A 16,801-nucleotide genomic window follows, 5' to 3' on the forward strand; every position below is an offset into this window, starting at 1 on the left:
CCTCAAGCATGCCCCACATCGTTGACCAGACGCGACGGGTCGATGCCGATATGGCTTAGCAGCCGCTCATATTTGTTGGCGATATCGCTGTCGAACAGCAGATCCGGGGATGCCGGGCATGTCAGCCAACCGTTTCCGGCAATTTCCGCCTCCAACTGCCCTGCGCCCCAACCCGAATAGCCGAGCGTCATAAGCGCCTGCGACGGCCCGCCATTACCCGCGATGGCGCGCAGGATATCGATGGTAGCGGTGAGGCAGACGTCCTCGGAGACCGGCATGGTCGAATCCACCATGTAATCGTCGGAATGAAGCACGGAGCCGCGGGTCCGGTCGACGGGGCCGCCATTGCGGACCATGAAATGGCGCGTGGCCCTCGGCAGCCGGATCAATTCATCCTCGCCGATAACGCCGAGCTGCAACAAAAGATCAGGAAATTCCATGGGCTGCAGCTGATTGATGATGAAGCCCATGGCACCCTCGTCCGAGTGCGCGCAGACATAAATGACAGCCCGCGCAAAACGGTCGTCGCTCATGCCAGGCATGGCGATCAGGAACTGACCGTTCAAAAAACCCTTGTCTCGTTGCGCAGACTTCAAGATCTCCATGTCACTAAAGGTAACAATGGATAAAAAAATGGCAATGCGATTTGCGCAGAAGAGTTCAATTCTCCTCGTACGGCGCAAAGAATTGAACGGAAAAGCCTTTCTTGATGCCGAGGTCGTGACTTGATAACGCCACGGTTTCACGGCAATTCTTGCACATGAACAATCGAATTCTCGTCCAAACAGCCTTCATCGCCGCCCTTCTGGCCCCCGACCACACACTTGCCGAAAGTTCTCCCTGGGTCGAGACGCCAGGGGGCAAGGTCCGGCTGCTTCTCGACGTTCCGCAAGAGCCCGCCAAGACGCTGCGCGGCGCAATCGAGATCGATCTCGCCGAGGGATGGAAGACCTATTGGCAGGAGCCCGGCGATGCCGGCGTTCCGCCGCAGCTCGACCTGACAGCCAGCAGCAATATTGCAGGAAGCATGATCGCCTTTCCCGCGCCGCAGCGCTTCGACGACGGGAATACGCAATGGGCGGGATACAAGAACTCCGTGGTGCTGCCCGTCACCTTCGATCTTGAGAAGCCGGGTGCGCCGGTGCACCTCAAGGGCCATGCCTTTCTCGGAATATGCGAGACAATCTGCATTCCTGTTCAGGCCGTTTTCGATCTGACAGTGAAACCGGGGAAGGAAGACTCCCTCGCCCGCATCCTCGTCAGCACCGCCTTCGACCGGCTGCCGCAGCCGGCCTCGCCCGAATTCGGCGTTCGTGAAGCCGTTCGGAAAGACGGCAAAGCCGTTTTCGACGTCAGGCTGCCAGCCGAGGGCCAGCCGGCGGAGCTCTTCCTGTCGAGTGACGCAGCGGCATTCGCCACACCGAAATTTGAAAGTGCGGGGGAAGGAGACGGCGCCCGCTTCTCCAGCAATATCCTGCGCAGCGCTGGAGATAAGCCAGCCATGGTAGACTATACGCTCGTGCAGGGCGATCGGGCGGTTTCCGGCAAGGTGCAACTGCCTTAGGCGTCGCGCTCGCCCCTCGACTTTGGCCATGGCAGGCCATATGTCCTACGACATCCATTCATTTCCCAAGGAGAGCATTCCATGACGATCAGGGTTGGCGACAAGGTTCCGGCGGCGACGTTCAAGGTGAAGACCGCCGACGGCATCAAGGACATCACGAGCGACACGCTCTTCAGCGGCAAGAAGGTGGTTCTCTTCGGTGTCCCCGGCGCATTCACGCCGACCTGCAGCCTCAATCATCTGCCCGGCTATCTGGAGAACCACGAAGCCATCCTCGCCAAGGGCGTGGACCAGATCGCCGTCGTGTCGGTCAACGACCCGCACGTCATGCACGCCTGGGCCCAGAGCACCGGCGGCGAAGGCAAGATCCTCTATCTCTCCGACGGCAACGGCACCTTCACCAAGGCTGCCGGCCTCGATATCGATCTGTCGGCGGCGGCCCTCGGCACCCGCTCCAAGCGCTATTCGGCCATCATCGAGGACGGTGTGGTGAAAGCGCTCAATATCGAGGAAGCGCCGGGCCAGGCGGTGACATCCGGCGCGGCGGAACTGCTGACGCAGCTTTGATATTGCGAGCGAGCGGCGGGGGCGTTGGGGCTGTCACCCCGCCACCGTCGTGGAAACCCTCCCGGCCCCTCCCCGCTTGAACGGCTCCATCCCCGCCCTTGCCAGCGCGTCGGCCCGTTCGTTTTCGGGATGGCCGGCGTGGCCCTTTACCCAATGCCAGGTGACCTTGTGGCGGCGGTTGGCCTCGTCCAGCGCCTGCCACAGCTCGCCGTTCTTCACCGGCTTCTTGTCGGCGGTCTTCCAGCCGTTCTTCTTCCAGCCATGGATCCATTTGGAAATGCCGTCCATGACATATTTCGAGTCCGTGTAAAGCTGTACCTCGCAAGGCTCCTTCAGCGCTTCAAGGGCGGAAATCGCCGCCATGAGTTCCATGCGGTTGTTGGTGGTCACAGGCTCGCCGCCGGAAAGCTCCTTCTCATTGCCGTTCCAGCGCAGCACGGCACCCCAGCCGCCGGGTCCCGGATTGCCTGAGCATGCGCCATCGGTGAAAGCCTCTACCGTCTTCACGCGTCCACCCCTTTCAGGACGAGGCCATATTCAGCAGGAGAATGGATCTGTCGGTGAAAACGCATCCGGCGGACATATTCCATCGGGTCCTTCTTGACGACGAAGCTGCCGTCGGGAACGTTAAGCCAGTCATAGAGCCGGGTCAGCATGAAGCGCAACGCCGCACCGCGCGCCAAAACCGGCAACGCCCGCGCCTCCGCCATCGAGAGGGGCCGGACCGAGGTATAGCCGCGCAGGAGCGCCGTCCCCTTCGTCAGGTTGAAGGAGAAGTCTTTCTCGAAGCACCAGGCGTTCAAACAGACCGCCACGTCATAGGCGAGCAGATCGGTGCAGGCGAAATAGAAATCGATCAGCCCAGAGAGCCGCTCCCCAAGAAAAAAAACATTGTCGGGGAAGAGATCGGCATGGATGACGCCCGCGGGAATGTCGGCGGGCCAGTTCGCTTCGAGGAAGCCGAGATCGGCCTCCGTCTCGGTTGCCAAGCCGCTCTCCACTTCGTCTGCGCGATCCCTGGCGCTGTCCCAGAGCGGGCGCCAGCCCGATACCGAAAGCGCGTTTTCCCGCCGCATGGGGAAATCCAGCCCCGCCAGATGCATGCGCGCCAGCGCCTCGCCCACCGCATGGCAATGGGCGACGGTCGGACGGCGCGTCCACATGCCCTCGAGAAAGGTAATGATGGCAGCCGGCCGGCCGGCAAGCTCGCCAATCATCGCCCCGTTCTTCTGGTGGACCGGCAGCGGACAGTCGATCCCCTTCTCGGCCAGGTGCTGCATCAGCCCGAGGAAGAAAGGCAGATCGTCGCGATTCACGCGCTTCTCATAGAGCGTCAGGATGAACGAGCCCTTCTCCGTATGCAGGAGATAATTGGAGTTCTCGACGCCTTCGGCTATGCCCTTATAGGAGAGCAGGCCGCCGATATCGTATTCGGCCAGGAAGGCCGCCAGATCGATCTCGTTTATGTCGGTGTAGACTGCCATGGTGATCCGAGTGAAGTAGGGAATAGGGAGTAGGCAGTAGCAAGGTAGGCCTCTTTTTTTCCCTACTCGCTATTCCCTACTCCCTATCTCACTATCTCTCTCCATTGACGAACGCCATATCCCGCGACGTCAATTCGACATCGCGCAGTTCCCGGTTGACAAGGAAATTCTCGGTCTCGACCGTGGTTTCCGCCAATTCGATAGTGACTTCATACCGATCCGAAAAGGACTGGATGATTTCGTCCACGATGATTTCGGGCGCGGATGCGCCGGCCGACAGGCCGACGACCGAGATATCGCCGATCCGTTCCCATTCGATATCGGCGGCACGCTGCACCAGCATGGACTGGCTGGCACCGGCGCGCTCGGCAACTTCGACCAGCCGCTTGGAGTTGGACGAATTGGGCGCCCCGACGATGAGGAAGAGGTCACAGCCCGCCGCCGCAGCCTTCACCGCATCCTGGCGGTTGGTGGTGGCATAACAGATCGATTCGGCCGCGGGCGCCGTCAATTCCGGAAAGCGGCGCTGCAGGACGGCCACGATGCCAGCGGTATCGTCGACGGAAAGCGTGGTCTGGGTGACGAAGCCGAGCCGCGCCGGATCCGCCGGCTGATAGGCTTCCGCATCCTCCACCGTCTCGATGAGCGTGACGGAACCTTCCGGCAGTTGCCCCATGGTGCCGATCACCTCCGGGTGACCGGAATGGCCGATGAGAATCACATGTCGGCCGAGACGCTGATGGCGCATGGCCTGCTTGTGCACCTTGGAGACCAGCGGACAGGTGGCATCGAGATAGAAGAGGTTCTTGGCCATCGCATCCTCAGGCACCGATTTCGGCACGCCATGGGCGGAAAAAACGACCGGCTGGCTGCGGTGTTCCGGCGGGATCTCGTCCAGCTCCTCGACGAAGACCGCGCCCCGCGCCTGCAGGCCCTGGACCACATAGCGGTTATGCACGATCTCGTGGCGGACATAGATCGGCGCGCCATATTTTTTCAGCGCGAGAACGACGATCTGAATCGCCCGATCCACGCCGGCGCAGAAGCCGCGCGGTCCGCACAGACGAATGGTGAGAGGTTGTTTAGCGGTCATTACTGAACCTTGTTTCGTATATGCACCGATTTTCCTTCCCCTACCGCTTTACTGCAAGCAGGGAGAAGATTGGGACGTGGGCGGGACAGCGCCCCTTTGCCCCTACCGGGCATCTCCCCCATTCCTATTACCGTCATTCTCGGGCTTGACCCGAGAATCCACGGCAAGGAGGCGGAAGCAGTACTATCATTTGCGACGGGATCATATATCATCAAGGTCATATATTAATCTACGAACGGACGACCATTCTGTTCTAAAACACCTCTGTGCGATGGAGAGATTTGTGCCTCCTAGCCGTGGATCCTCGGGTCAAGCCCGAGGATGACGAGTGAGAGAAGACGCTCGCCGCCAGAGATACGCCCCCACGACCGCAGCCAACGCCGCTGCCAGACCATACCATGTCACGGCATATTGCAAATGATTGTTGGGCAGGTCGATGATGGTGACGCCGCCGACGGGAAGCCCGCCCGGATTGGCTGCCGTATCGGCATCGATGAAGAAGGGAACCGTCCTTGCGGGATCGAGCCCGGCATCCCTCACCATTTCCGACCAATCCTTCCAATAGAAGATATTCTTGGCCGGATCATTGTCCGGCACAAGCGAGGACGGCTTTTCGACCAGGGGGTTGCGCGCAAGCCCCGTTACCGTCACCTCACCCGCCAGCTGTCCTAGGCCCCGAGTCGCCGCATCCTTCTTCTCGTAGGGAACGAAACCGCGATTGACCAGGACGGCGCGGCCATCGGCCATCTCAAGCGGCGTATAGACATAGAAGCCCGAACTGCCCTGATGGGTGGCGAAGAAATGGCGCTCGTCCTGATGGTGGAAACGGCCGGTGACGGTCACCGGCCAGTATTCGACATCGCCGGTCTTCGCATAGATCGTCTCGATTTCAGCCAGTGGCCGCGGTGCTGAGGCGACGCGCTCGGCGATGGTCGCGAGCAGCCCTTCCTTCCACTTGAGCCGCTCGACCTGCCAGGTGCCGAGCGCGATCAGGACGCAGAACGCCGCCAGGGAGAGCAGCATGACCAGCCAGGGCATACGCCCGGCGGAAACGGCATCGCCGCCGCGCCGGTCCGTTTCGACGGTTCTCGTCATTTACTGTCGTCCAGACGCCCTTGTGCCGCCTTATTGCGGTATTGCAGCGTGATCAGGATTCCCTTGATCCAGCGTAGGAGAACAAGGCTCAGGATGATGGTGAGCGGAATCCAGAGGATGAAATGCACCCATAGCGGCGGGTTGATCGTCACTTCCATCCAGAGCGCCAGGCCGACCACGAGGAAGCCGACAATGAGGATGACGAAAGCCGCCGGACCGTCACCTGAATCGGCGAAGGAATAATCCAGCCCGCAATTGCCGCACTGCCTGGCGGTATTGATGTAACCGTCGAACAGCTTTCCCTGGCCGCAGCGCGGGCAGCGGCCCAATATACCCGCCCGAATGGGCTCGACCGGCGGGTATGTAGAGTGGTTGTTGGGCATGGGACTGTCCTGATCGGTTTCGGATTAAGATTAAAACGTCTGCGGGGCAGCGTCCCCTCTGTCCTGCCGGACATCTCCTCCTCCCATCGTCATCCTCGGGCTTGACCCGAGGATCCAGGGCAAAGGAGCGAAAGTGATACTATCATCCGCTACGGGATCATAAATCATCAAGGCGAAATATCAGCAACGCCCCGCTCACTGGAAGTCATCAATGCAGCGGTGAGACCTGTGCCTCCTTGCCGTGGATCCTCGGGTCAAGCCCGAGGATGGGGAGGAGAGGAACACAAAAGGCGGCCGTGTCTCCACAGCCGCCCCCATTCCTAAATATGTTTAGTGGCTCATCCCTCGGCCATCGGAGCGCCCCAGCCACCCCAGATATAGATCGCGAAGAACAGGAACAGCCACACCACGTCAACGAAGTGCCAGTACCAGGCGGCCGCCTCGAAGCCGAAATGGTTCTTCGGCGTGAAATCACCCCGCATCGCACGCAGCAGGCAGACGGCGAGGAAGATGGTGCCGACGATGACGTGGAAGCCATGGAAGCCGGTCGCCATGAAGAAGGTCGCGCCGTAGATGGAGTCCTTGAAGGCGAAGGGAGCGTGCATATACTCATAGGCCTGGACCGCCGAGAACAGCAGGCCGAGCGCGACCGTGATCGCCAGGCCCCAGACAAGGCCCTTGCGGTCATTGTGCAGGAGAGCATGGTGCGCCCAGGTGACTGTCGTGCCGGAGAGCAGCAGGATGACGGTGTTGTAGAGCGGCAGGTGCAGCGGATCGAGAACCTCGAGGCCCTTGGGAGGCCACTGGCCGCCGGTGAATTCCGCACGCGCGACCTGATGAACCTCGTTCGGGAAGAGGCTCGCATCGAAGAAGGCCCAGAACCAGGCGGCGAAGAACATCACCTCGGAGGCGATGAACATGATCATGCCGTAGCGCAGGTGCAGCGCGACGACGCGGGTGTGATGCCCCTCGCGGCCTTCCTTGATCGTATCAGACCACCAGCCATACATGGTGTAGAGCACGATGGCGAGGCCGACGAAGAAGATCCACGGCCCGACCAGATTGACGCCGAACAGATGCAGGTCGCTCTGGTTGAGATAACGCATATAGGCAATGCCGCCGATCGCCAGCACGAATGCGCCGACGGAGCTCAGAAACGGCCACGGACTCGGATCGATGATGTGGTAATCGTGATTTTTCTGGTGGACGTCAGCCATTTCAATCCCCAAGGTTCATCTTCATGCTTGCTTCGCCACAGGCGAGGCTGGTTTTACAAATTTCCATTGCCTTCCCCGGCCGCCGGCTTGGCGCTTTGCGCGACAGGCTGCCGCTTGTCAATGGGGAAGAACGTATAGGAAAGCGTGATCGTTTTGAGATCCTTCAGATCCGGATCGTTGACGATCTCCGGATCAACGAAGAACACAACCGGCATATCCATGTCCTCTCCCGGCTGCAATGTCGTGTCGGTGAAGCAGAAGCACTGCACCTTGTTGAAATAGGCGCCCGCGCGCTCCGGCGTCACGTTGAAGGTGGCGCGGCCCGAGGTCGGCATACTGGCCACGTTCCGGCCTTCATAGCTGATCTGCTTCGTCTCGCCGATCCTGATCGTCACCTGGCGCTGCTTGGGCTTGAAGTCCCACGGCAGCGCGCCCGACGTATTGGCGTCGAAACGGACATTGATCGTCTTGTCGAGGATTACGTCCGACATCTGCTCGACACGCTGCGTCGTGCCGCCGTAGCCCGTGACCTGGCAGAACAACCGGTAAAGCGGCACCGAGGCATAGGCCGCGCCGACCATCGCGGCGAAGAAGGCGACGCAGGCAGTGGCGACAACGCGGTTGGAGCGCTGCTTTTGACCGGTACCGTTCGAAACCGTCTGCTTTTCTTCCGTCATGGTGTCCTCACATCGGCCTGATCAGCACATTCGCGCCCAGCTTCGCCCAGGTGCCGATATAGACGAGCAGAACGAAAAGCGCGAGCGCGATGCCCAGCGCCACGGAGCGGCTGCGCTGCGCCTTCTTCTGCTTGTCGCTCTGGCTGATCGTTTCCAGATCTTTATTCGCGTCCGCCATACTCATATGCCAATCCATGTCCAAGCCCTTTGCGCGAGCGTCTCGCAGAAGAGAACCGCGAACAAGCCGAAGAGATAAAGAAGAGAGAAACCGAACAGCGCCTTCGCGCGCTTGAGCGCGGCTTCCGCGGAAGGGGCCCGCCACAGCTGCCAGGCATGCGCAACGAAAGCAAGCCCCAGAGCCGTGGAGACGACGCCATAAACCGGTCCGGCAAAACCCATCACCCAGGGCAGGACGCCGACGGGTGCAACGATCAGCGTATAGACCAGGATCTGCAGCCTGGTGGAGGCTTCGCCCCGCACATTCGGCATCATCGGAATACGCGCGGCGGCATAATCATTGGTGGTGAAGAGCGACAGAGCCCAGAAATGCGGCGGCGTCCACAGGAAGATGATGAGGAAGAGAACGACGCTCTCCCAGCTCACCATTCCCGTCGCGGCGGTCCAGCCGATCATCGGCGGAAACGCACCCGCGGCACCGCCGATGACGATGTTCTGCGGCGTGGAGCGCTTCAGCCACATCGTATAGATGACGACATAGAAGAAGATGGTGAAGGCGAGAAGCGCCCCGGAAAGCCAGTTGACGAAAAGGCCGAGCGTCATCACCGAGAATACGGAGAGGACGAGGCCGAAGACCAGGACCTCCTCGCGGGAGACGACACCCGCGGGAATAGGCCGGTTGCGGGTGCGTTTCATCACCGCGTCGATATCGGCGTCGTACCACATGTTGAGCGCGCCGGACGCACCGGCGCCGACGGCGATGCACAAGATGGCGATAACAGCCAGAACCGGGTTCATATGTCCCGGCGCCACCAGCAATCCGACGAAGCCCGTGAAGACGACAAGCGACATGACCCTCGGCTTCAAGAGCGCGATATAGTCCGACGCCCTTGCCTCGGAGAGGCGGGCGGCGTTCTCGCCGTTCCTGTTTTGCTCGACTAGGGCCATGTTACTCTACCTTTTTGAGGGAGTAGGGAGTGGGCAATAGGGAGTAGGATTTTCCCTATTCCCTATTGCCCATCTCCCTACTGCCTTACCTTATCCTCGGCAGCTGTTCCCACTGGTGGAACGGCGGCGGAGAGGAAAGCTGCCATTCCAGCGTGGTGGCACCCTCGCCCCACGGATTGGCGCCGGCCTCGCGCTTCTTGGCGAAAGCCTCGAACACGCCGTAGAGGAAGATCAGCACCGCGAAGCCGGAGATGTAGGAGCCGTAGGACGACACCAGGTTCCAGCCGGCGAACGCATCGGGATAGTCGATATAGCGGCGCGGCATGCCCGACAGTCCAAGGAAGTGCTGCGGGAAGAAAATCAGGTTCACGCCGATGAAGGTGATCCAGAAGTGCAGCTTGCCGATGAACTCGTTGTACATGTAGCCGGTCATCTTCGGGAACCAGTAGTACCAGGCCGCGAAGATGGCGAAGACGGCGCCGAGCGAAAGCACATAATGGAAGTGCGCGACGACGTAATAGGTGTCGTGCAGGGCGCGGTCGAGGCCGGCATTGGCGAGCTGAACGCCCGTCACGCCGCCGATGGTGAACAGGAAGATGAAGCCGATCGCCCAGACCATCGGGGTGCGGAAGCTCAGCGAACCGCCCCACATGGTGGCGATCCACGAGAAGATCTTCACGCCGGTCGGCACCGCGATGACCATCGTCGCGAAGACGAAGTAACGCTGCGTGTCGAGCGACAGGCCGACCGTATACATGTGGTGCGCCCACACGATGAAGCCGACGACGCCGATCGCGACCATGGCGTAGGCCATGCCGAGATAGCCGAAGATGGGCTTGCGCGAGAAGGTCGAGATGATGTGGCTGACGATGCCGAAGCCCGGCAGGATCAGGATGTAGACCTCAGGGTGGCCGAAGAACCAGAACAGATGCTGGAACAGGATCGGATCGCCACCGCCGTCAGGCGCGAAGAAGGTCGTGCCGAAATTGCGGTCGGTCAGGAGCATGGTGATACCACCAGCCAGAACCGGCAGCGAGAGCAAGAGCAGGAAGGCGGTGATGAGCACGGCCCAGGCGAAGAGCGGCATCTTGTGCAGCGTCATGCCGGGCGCGCGCATGTTGAGGATGGTGGTGATGAAATTGATCGCGCCGAGGATCGACGAGGCACCGGCGATATGGAGGCCGAGAATGACGAAATCCATCGCAGGGCCGGGCTGACCCGAGGTCGAGAACGGCGGATAGATCGTCCAGCCGCCGCCGGAACCCCAAGCACCGGCGGGGCCCGGTACGAACATGGAGATGATGACCAGAAGCAGCGCCGGCGGGAGCAGCCAGAACGAGATGTTGTTCATGCGCGGGAACGCCATATCGGGCGCGCCGATCATGAGCGGGATCATCCAGTTGGCGAAACCGCCGATCAGGGCGGGCATGACCATGAAGAAGATCATGACCAGAGCGTGCGCCGTGGTGAACACGTTGAACATGTGCTTGCCGGCATCGAGCGCCGCGTCGCCCTCGACGCCATAGACCATGGAGGCAAGGCCGTGGAAGATCTGGATCCCCGGCTCCTGGAGCTCGGCGCGCATGGCGATCGACAGCACGCCGCCGATGATGCCCGCAATGATCGCGAAGATCAGATAGAGGGTGCCGATATCCTTGTGATTGGTCGAATTGACCCAGCGGACCCAGCCATGCGGCTTGTGGTCGTCATGGGCCTCGTGAGCAGCAGTGCCTGCCATGAGATCGCTCCCGTTTCCTCTATTTCTAAGGGAGTAGGTGAGTAAGGGAATAAGGGAGTATGTTCGACAAGCCCTATTCCCCTACTCCCTTATTTCCCTATTCCCTTCATAAGGCCGGATCAGTTTCCGGCCACAGCCACGTTCTTGTCCGCCTCGACGGAGGCCATCAGCGCCTTGTTGGCGCCCTGCAGATCGGTACGCGCAGCCGCGAGCCAGGTATCGTACTGGTCCTGGCTGACGACGCGCACAGCGATCGGCATGAAGGCATGATCCTTGCCGCAAAGCTCCGAGCACTGGCCGTAGTAAAGGCCCGGCTTGTCGGCCTTGAACCAGGTCTCGTTGATACGGCCGGGAACGGCGTCCATCTTGACGCCGAAAGCCGGCATCGCCCAGGAGTGGATCACGTCGGCGCCCGTCACCAGCAGCCGGACCGTCGTGTTTATGGGAACGACGACCTCATTATCCACAGCCAAAAGACGCGGATAGACGGCGCGGTCCTCCTTGCCGGCGGCGGCACGGTCGCCATCCTGCAGCAGGAGCGAATCGAAGCTCACCGGATCGTCCACCTGATATTCATAGCCCCAATACCACTGATAGCCCGTCGCCTTCACGGTAAGGCCTGCCTCATCGGGAGAATATTGCGCCGTCAGAAGCTGGAAAGAGGGAATCGCGAGGAACAGAAGCACGATCACCGGGCCCACGGTCCAGATGACTTCGATCAGCGTGTTATGGCTTGTCCTGGACGGCTCGGGATTGGCGCTGGCGCGGTATTTGGCGATCACCCAGAGCAGGAGCAGAAGAACCAGGCCGGTGATGGGAACGATGAACCAGAGCGTGTAGCGCTCGAACCAGTGGATCTGCTCGGCAATGCCGGTGGCCGCATCCTGAAATCGCATCTCCCAAGGTTTGGGCTGATCCGCGTGAGCGGACGCGCTGGCAAACAGCACCGCGAGAGCGCTACCCAAAGCACCCATCGTCGTGACAATGTTCTTATTCACCTAGAAATCTCCCGATTGCAGGCCTTGCTTCCATGTCGTTTTGCCGGGCGCCATTCAAACCGCCCGGTTCGTCGCCGTGTTCAAACCACACATTATCCCACACCGCAAGGAAGGCGAACATGATCTCGTGCGGCATTTTTGCGCGTTTGCGATAGATCAATATCCGGATCAAGGTTTCACCCTATCCGACAGGATTTCACGACTTATCGCATCAAACCGGCCGCAATGGCGCAACAAGCAGGCGAACAGCCGCTCGAATCCCATAATCCAGCCATGTTTTCCCGGCACCAGATTGCAAAAGCCGCTGCCGTGGCCGCCTTCGTTTCGAGACCCGAAATAATGGTGAATAATGGCGGGCTTTCTGTTCTTTTCATCCCTTGAGCGGCGCGTTAACGTCTCATGTGATTCGACCTGGAGCTTTTATGACCCTTCGCACCTCTGTCCTGCGTCTCGCGGCACTTTCTTTCGGTCTTGCATCGGCTGTATCGCTGATGGCGGAGGCGCCGGCTTTCGCCCAGCAGAATCAGCAGCAAAAGCAGGCGGCCACGCCGCAGCAGAAGGGCACCATGCGTTCGCAGCATGGCGCCTGGTCCATTCTGTGCGACACGCCGGCCGGCGCCAAGACCGAACAATGCGCGCTGATCCAGAATGTGGTGGCCGCGGACCGGCCGGAACTCGGCCTGTCCGTCGTGGTGCTGAAGACCGCCGACAACAAGGCCCGCATCCTGCGCGTCCTGGCGCCGCTCGGGGTGCTGCTTCCCAACGGGCTCGGCCTCAATGTCGACGGCAAGGATATCGGCCGCGCCTATTTCGTGCGCTGCTTCGAAGACGGCTGCTATGCGGAAGTGATCCTCGAGGATCAGCTGATCCAGACGCTGCGCAACGGCAAGGCCGCGACCTTCATCGTCTTCCAGACGCCGGAGGAAGGCATTGGCATTCCGGTGGAGCTGCAGGGCTTCGGCGAAGGGTTCGATGCGCTGCCGTAATTAGGGGAATAAGGGAGTAAGGGAATAGGTGAGTAGGGAGCTAAAAAACATACTCCCCTATTCCCTTACTCCCCTATTCCCTTCCAAACGGGTTGCCCCAACTGCCCCGACACCTTACATCCGTCGTAGATTTCACAACGGATGATCCCATGAAAAACCTGATCGACAGTTTCGACGTCTCCGAAGACGAAATCCGCAGGACGGTGGCCGAGAGCCTGAAGGCCAGCGACGACGGCGAGCTCTTCGTCGAATATCGCGAAGCCGAATCGCTCGTCTTCGACAATGGACGGCTGAAGACAGGCTCATTCAACCAGGAACAGGGATTTGGCCTGCGCGCGGTCGCCGGCGAAGCCGTCGGCTATGCGCATGCGGGGGAACTCTCGCATTCCGCGCTGAAGCGGGCGGCGGATGCCGCTTCCGCCGTCGCGACGGGTCATTCCGGCGTCTATGCCGCACCGCCGCCCGGCACGAACCGCAGCCTTTACGGCGACGAGAACCCGCTTGGCAGTCCCGGCTTCGAGGCCAAGGTGAAGCTGCTGCAGGAGATCGACGCTTACCTCCGCGCCAAGGACCCAAAGGTCCGGCAGGTGTCCGTCTCGCTTGCCGGCTCGTGGCAGCATGTGGAGATATTGCGCGCCGACGGCCATTTCGTGCGCGACATCCGGCCGCTGGTCCGGCTGGCGGTTTCCGTGGTGGCGGGCAATGGCGACCGGCAGGAAACGGGCTCCTACAGCATGGGCGGGCGCAGGGGCTTCGGCGAATTCATCGCCAGCGACTCATGGCATTACGCCGCCGACGAGGCATTGCGCCAGGCGCTGGTCAATCTGGAGGCGATCCCCGCCCCCGCCGGCACGTTCGACATCGTGCTGGCCAATGGCTGGCCGGGCGTCATGCTGCACGAGGCGGTCGGCCACGGGCTGGAAGGCGATTTCAACCGTAAGAAGACATCGGCCTTTGCGGGCCTGCTCGGCCAGCAGGTCGCGGCCAAGGGCGTCACCGTGGTCGATGACGGCACGATGCCTGAGCGGCGCGGGTCGCTGACGGTCGACGACGAGGGCACGCCGTCGAACCACACGGTGCTGATCGAGGACGGCAAGCTGGTCGGCTATATGCAGGACCGCCAGAACGCACGGCTGATGGGCATGCAGCCGACCGGCAACGGGCGGCGCGAGTCCTACGCCCATGTGCCGATGCCGCGCATGACCAACACCTACATGCTCTCCGGCGACAAGACGCCGGAAGAGATCATCGCCTCGGTGAAGAAGGGCATCTACGCCGTCTCCTTCGGCGGTGGGCAGGTGGACATCACCTCGGGCAAGTTCGTGTTCGGCTGCACCGAGGCCTATATGATCGAGAACGGCAAGATCGGCGCGCCGTTGAAGGGCGCGATGCTGATCGGCAACGGCCCCGACGCCATGCACCGCGTCTCGATGATCGGCAACGACATGAAACTCGACAGCGGCACCGGCAATTGCGGCAAGGGCGGCCAATGGGTGCCCGTCGGCGTCGGCCAGCCGCATTTGCGCATGGACCAGATGACGGTAGGCGGGACGGCGGTTTAGCGTTTGCCAGAACTGGCTTGAAGCGGCGCCGCCTGGCCGTCATTCTCGGGCTTGCCCCGAGAATGACGAGGGGTGCGGAATACCGCTACCGCCCCTTCGTCAAAAGCGCCACGGCCTCGACATGCGAGGACCAGAGGAACTGGTCGATTGGAACCACCCGGTCGATGCGGTAGCCACCTTGCGTCAAGATGGAGAGATCGCGGGCGAGCGTCACTGGATTGCAGGAGATGGCGGCTATCTTCGCGACATTCGACTTGGCGATTTCCTTCGCCTGCATTTCGGCTCCCGCACGCGGTGGGTCGAAGACCAGCCCGTCGAAGCGGTTCAATTCCTTCGCCATCAGGGGGCGGCGGAAAAGGTCGCGGCGCTCCACCGTCACCGGCTTCAGGCCTTGCGTGTTGCGCGCGGCGTGGTCAAGCGCGGCCAATGCGGTGGCATCGCTTTCCACCGTGTGGACGGCCATCTTCTCGGCCATGCGGAAGGTGAAGGCGCCCGACCCGCAGAAAAGGTCAGCGGCGCGCTTTGTCTTGGCGAGATGGCTCATCACCAGCGCGGCCATGGCCTCTTCCGCTTCCACGGTCGCCTGAAGGAAACCGCCCGGCGGCACCTGCACGGCGACCCTGCCAAAGTGAATAAGCGGCTTCTTCGGCTCGAGGATGATCTCGCCTTCGCAGGTCAACCGCGCGAAACCTTTAGTCATCATGAAGGCCGTCAGCGCACGGCGCCTCGCCGCATCCGGCGCGCCACAACCGACAGCGGCGATATCGAGGCCGGAAGCGGTGGCCGTCACCGTCAGCCGGAATGGCTTGGTGTTCGATGCAACCAGCATTGCCAATTCGCGCAGATCACCCAGCCGGTCCGTAACGGCGGGTACGGTCACCACGCATTCATGTATGTCGATGATCTCATGGCTCAGGTGGCGGTTGAAGCCAAGCAGCATGCCCTGCTCCGTCCGGCGCGCGGCGAAGACGGCGCGGCGGCGTGTCTGTGGCAGGCAGGGGATGAGCGGCTCCAGTTTGAAGTCCAGTCCCCTCCCCGCCAGCGCTTCGTTGACGAGGCCGCGCTTCCACGCCTGATAGAGTTCCGCCTGCCAGTGCTGCAGCGCGCAGCCGCCGCAGGCTTCGAAATGCTCGCAGGCGGGCACGATGCGCTCGGATGACGCTTCGATGAGCGCCATCAGCGTGCCGCGGTTCTTCTCGCGCGCGATGTTCGCCACCTCGCCCGGCAGCGTGAACGGCACAAAGACCTGTCCATCGGGCAGGTTGGCGACGCCATCACCGCCCGCCCCCATGGCATTTATCGTCACACGCACCGTCATTGGTCTTTTATTCCTGCAAGAAGATATTCGCGGTTGCCATCGCCGCCTTCGATAGGGGATGGGTGGATGCCCAAAGTGCGCCAGCCGGGCTGCGTTTCCAGCCAAGCCGCCAGATTTTCAGCCACGCGCTCACCGTCGGCGGGATCGCGCAGGATGCCGCCCTTGCCGATCGCTTCTCGCCCCGCCTCGAATTGCGGTTTTACGAGAAGGATGCACCGGCTGCCCGGTTTAGCCAATGCAAGCGCGGGAGGCAGCGCGAGTTTCAGTGAGATGAAGCTGACATCGGAGACGACGAGATCGATCTTGCGCCCTTCGAGATGGCTTGCGTCAAGCGTTCGGGCGTTCAGCCCCTCGTGGTTTGTGACGCGCGGATCATTGCGCAGGCTCTCGTGTAGCTGGTCATGGCCGACATCGACGGCAATGACATGCGCCGCGCCGCGCTCCAGCAGCACCTGCGTGAAGCCGCCGGTGGAGGCGCCGATATCGAGCGCCGTGCGGCCGGTTACGTCTATGGCGAAATGATCCAGCCCGGCGATAAGTTTCAGCGCCGCCCGGGAGACATAGGCGCTCGCCGGATCATCGGCCTCAATCCGCGCATCAGCGGCAACAGGCATTCCCGGTTTCGTCGCGGGCTTATCATCGACCCGCACCGTACCACGCGCAATGGCATCCCGCGCCCGCGAGCGGGTGGGAAAAAGACCGCGATCGACCAGAAGCTGGTCGAGGCGGAGGCGGGGCAATTTAGGATTATCGTACATCGCGTCTTCATGACGGAGTGGGCGATGAAGAGCAAGCGGGGATTGTCTTGATGGAAACCCTGGCGGGACAGCGCCTCCTTCTGCCCTGCCGGCTCTACCACCCTCCCGTCGTCATCCTCGGGCTTGACCCGAGGATCCACGGATAAGGAGAGCTGGCTTTCCCGCCATCACGACGCATTCCAGCTAGCTGATACCGATCATAAGCGCACAGATGATCACGATCCAGTTGGGGGCAA

19 protein-coding genes are annotated in these 16,801 nt (G+C 61.4%); 4 read left to right on the plus strand and 15 right to left on the minus strand.

Annotated elements, in window-relative coordinates:
* Positions 1-2: 2 nt before the first annotated feature.
* On the minus strand, positions 3-605 hold the full coding sequence (locus tag ATN84_RS00735; RefSeq protein ID WP_068879634.1) for a YqgE/AlgH family protein: 603 nt from the start codon (positions 603-605) through the stop codon (positions 3-5).
* A gap of 155 nt (positions 606-760) precedes the next feature.
* Here ATN84_RS00735 and ATN84_RS00740 point away from each other — a divergent pair, with 155 nt between their 5' ends.
* On the plus strand, positions 761-1,564 hold the full coding sequence (locus ATN84_RS00740) for a protein-disulfide reductase DsbD domain-containing protein (protein ID WP_068879635.1): 804 nt from the start codon (positions 761-763) through the stop codon (positions 1,562-1,564).
* Between the two features lie 81 nt (positions 1,565-1,645).
* Positions 1,646-2,131: a peroxiredoxin gene (locus tag ATN84_RS00745; protein WP_068879636.1), complete on the plus strand. Its 486-nt coding sequence runs from the start codon at positions 1,646-1,648 to the stop codon at positions 2,129-2,131.
* Positions 2,132-2,164: 33 nt separating this feature from the next.
* On the opposite strand, the gene rnhA is transcribed toward ATN84_RS00745, so the two are convergent.
* The 12 genes from rnhA to ATN84_RS00805 all read right to left on the minus strand — a co-directional run bounded on the left by rnhA (position 2,165) and on the right by ATN84_RS00805 (position 12,113).
* On the minus strand, positions 2,165-2,638 hold the full coding sequence (gene rnhA, locus ATN84_RS00750) for a ribonuclease HI (protein ID WP_068879637.1): 474 nt from the start codon (positions 2,636-2,638) through the stop codon (positions 2,165-2,167).
* On the minus strand, positions 2,635-3,615 hold the full coding sequence (locus tag ATN84_RS00755) for a homoserine kinase (RefSeq protein ID WP_068879638.1): 981 nt from the start codon (positions 3,613-3,615) through the stop codon (positions 2,635-2,637). Before ATN84_RS00755 ends, rnhA begins: the two co-directional genes overlap by 4 nt.
* Before the next feature lie 91 nt (positions 3,616-3,706).
* Complete coding sequence (gene ispH, locus ATN84_RS00760; RefSeq protein WP_068879639.1) at positions 3,707-4,708, minus strand: 4-hydroxy-3-methylbut-2-enyl diphosphate reductase; 1,002 nt, start codon at positions 4,706-4,708, stop codon at positions 3,707-3,709.
* Positions 4,709-5,017: 309 nt separating this feature from the next.
* A complete protein-coding gene (locus tag ATN84_RS00765) occupies positions 5,018-5,803 on the minus strand; it encodes an SURF1 family protein (protein ID WP_082766034.1) in 786 nt (261 codons plus the stop codon).
* The gene (locus ATN84_RS00770) at positions 5,800-6,186 is read right to left on the minus strand and encodes a DUF983 domain-containing protein (protein WP_068879640.1); all 387 of its coding nucleotides are present in this window, start codon (positions 6,184-6,186) and stop codon (positions 5,800-5,802) included. The genes ATN84_RS00765 and ATN84_RS00770 overlap by 4 nt, the downstream gene beginning before the upstream one ends.
* Before the next feature lie 338 nt (positions 6,187-6,524).
* Positions 6,525-7,403 (minus strand): cytochrome c oxidase subunit 3, encoded by an 879-nt coding sequence (locus ATN84_RS00775; RefSeq protein ID WP_068879641.1) that lies wholly within the window; start codon positions 7,401-7,403, stop codon positions 6,525-6,527.
* 53 nt (positions 7,404-7,456) lie between these two features.
* Positions 7,457-8,080, minus strand: coding sequence for a cytochrome c oxidase assembly protein (locus ATN84_RS00780; protein ID WP_068879642.1), 624 nt, complete (start codon positions 8,078-8,080; stop codon positions 7,457-7,459).
* Positions 8,081-8,087: 7 nt separating this feature from the next.
* On the minus strand, positions 8,088-8,264 hold the full coding sequence (locus ATN84_RS27395) for a hypothetical protein (protein ID WP_201026299.1): 177 nt from the start codon (positions 8,262-8,264) through the stop codon (positions 8,088-8,090).
* Positions 8,261-9,205 carry a heme o synthase gene (locus tag ATN84_RS00790; protein ID WP_068879644.1) on the minus strand — a complete coding sequence of 315 codons (945 nt, stop codon included), beginning with the start codon at positions 9,203-9,205 and terminating at the stop codon, positions 8,261-8,263. The genes ATN84_RS27395 and ATN84_RS00790 overlap by 4 nt, the downstream gene beginning before the upstream one ends.
* Positions 9,206-9,290: 85 nt before the next feature.
* Entirely contained in the window at positions 9,291-10,943 is a 1,653-nt protein-coding gene (gene ctaD / locus ATN84_RS00795; protein WP_068879645.1) for a cytochrome c oxidase subunit I, read from the minus strand.
* Positions 10,944-11,062: 119 nt separating this feature from the next.
* Positions 11,063-11,917 carry a cytochrome c oxidase subunit II gene (gene coxB / locus ATN84_RS00800; protein ID WP_483140687.1) on the minus strand — a complete coding sequence of 285 codons (855 nt, stop codon included), beginning with the start codon at positions 11,915-11,917 and terminating at the stop codon, positions 11,063-11,065.
* A 16-nt stretch (positions 11,918-11,933) separates the two neighbouring features.
* Positions 11,934-12,113, minus strand: a complete 180-nt coding sequence (locus ATN84_RS00805; protein WP_068879647.1) for a hypothetical protein — start codon at positions 12,111-12,113, stop codon at positions 11,934-11,936.
* A gap of 250 nt (positions 12,114-12,363) precedes the next feature.
* On the opposite strand from ATN84_RS00805, the gene ATN84_RS00810 reads away from it, so the two are divergent.
* Both ATN84_RS00810 and tldD read left to right on the plus strand, forming a co-directional pair.
* Complete coding sequence (locus tag ATN84_RS00810) at positions 12,364-12,927, plus strand: invasion associated locus B family protein (protein ID WP_068879648.1); 564 nt, start codon at positions 12,364-12,366, stop codon at positions 12,925-12,927.
* Between the two features lie 149 nt (positions 12,928-13,076).
* On the plus strand, positions 13,077-14,489 hold the full coding sequence (gene tldD / locus ATN84_RS00815; protein WP_068879649.1) for a metalloprotease TldD: 1,413 nt from the start codon (positions 13,077-13,079) through the stop codon (positions 14,487-14,489).
* Positions 14,490-14,574: 85 nt separating this feature from the next.
* Here tldD and ATN84_RS00820 read toward each other — a convergent pair whose 3' ends face one another.
* Positions 14,575-15,807 (minus strand): class I SAM-dependent RNA methyltransferase, encoded by a 1,233-nt coding sequence (locus ATN84_RS00820; protein WP_068879650.1) that lies wholly within the window; start codon positions 15,805-15,807, stop codon positions 14,575-14,577.
* Entirely contained in the window at positions 15,804-16,547 is a 744-nt protein-coding gene (locus tag ATN84_RS00825) for a TlyA family RNA methyltransferase (RefSeq protein ID WP_244490959.1), read from the minus strand. The genes ATN84_RS00820 and ATN84_RS00825 overlap by 4 nt, the downstream gene beginning before the upstream one ends.
* Between the last annotated feature and the right edge of the window lie 254 nt (positions 16,548-16,801).

This window comes from Paramesorhizobium deserti, assembly GCF_001558695.1.
In the GTDB taxonomy this organism is placed as follows: Bacteria; Pseudomonadota; Alphaproteobacteria; order Rhizobiales; family Rhizobiaceae; genus Paramesorhizobium; species Paramesorhizobium deserti.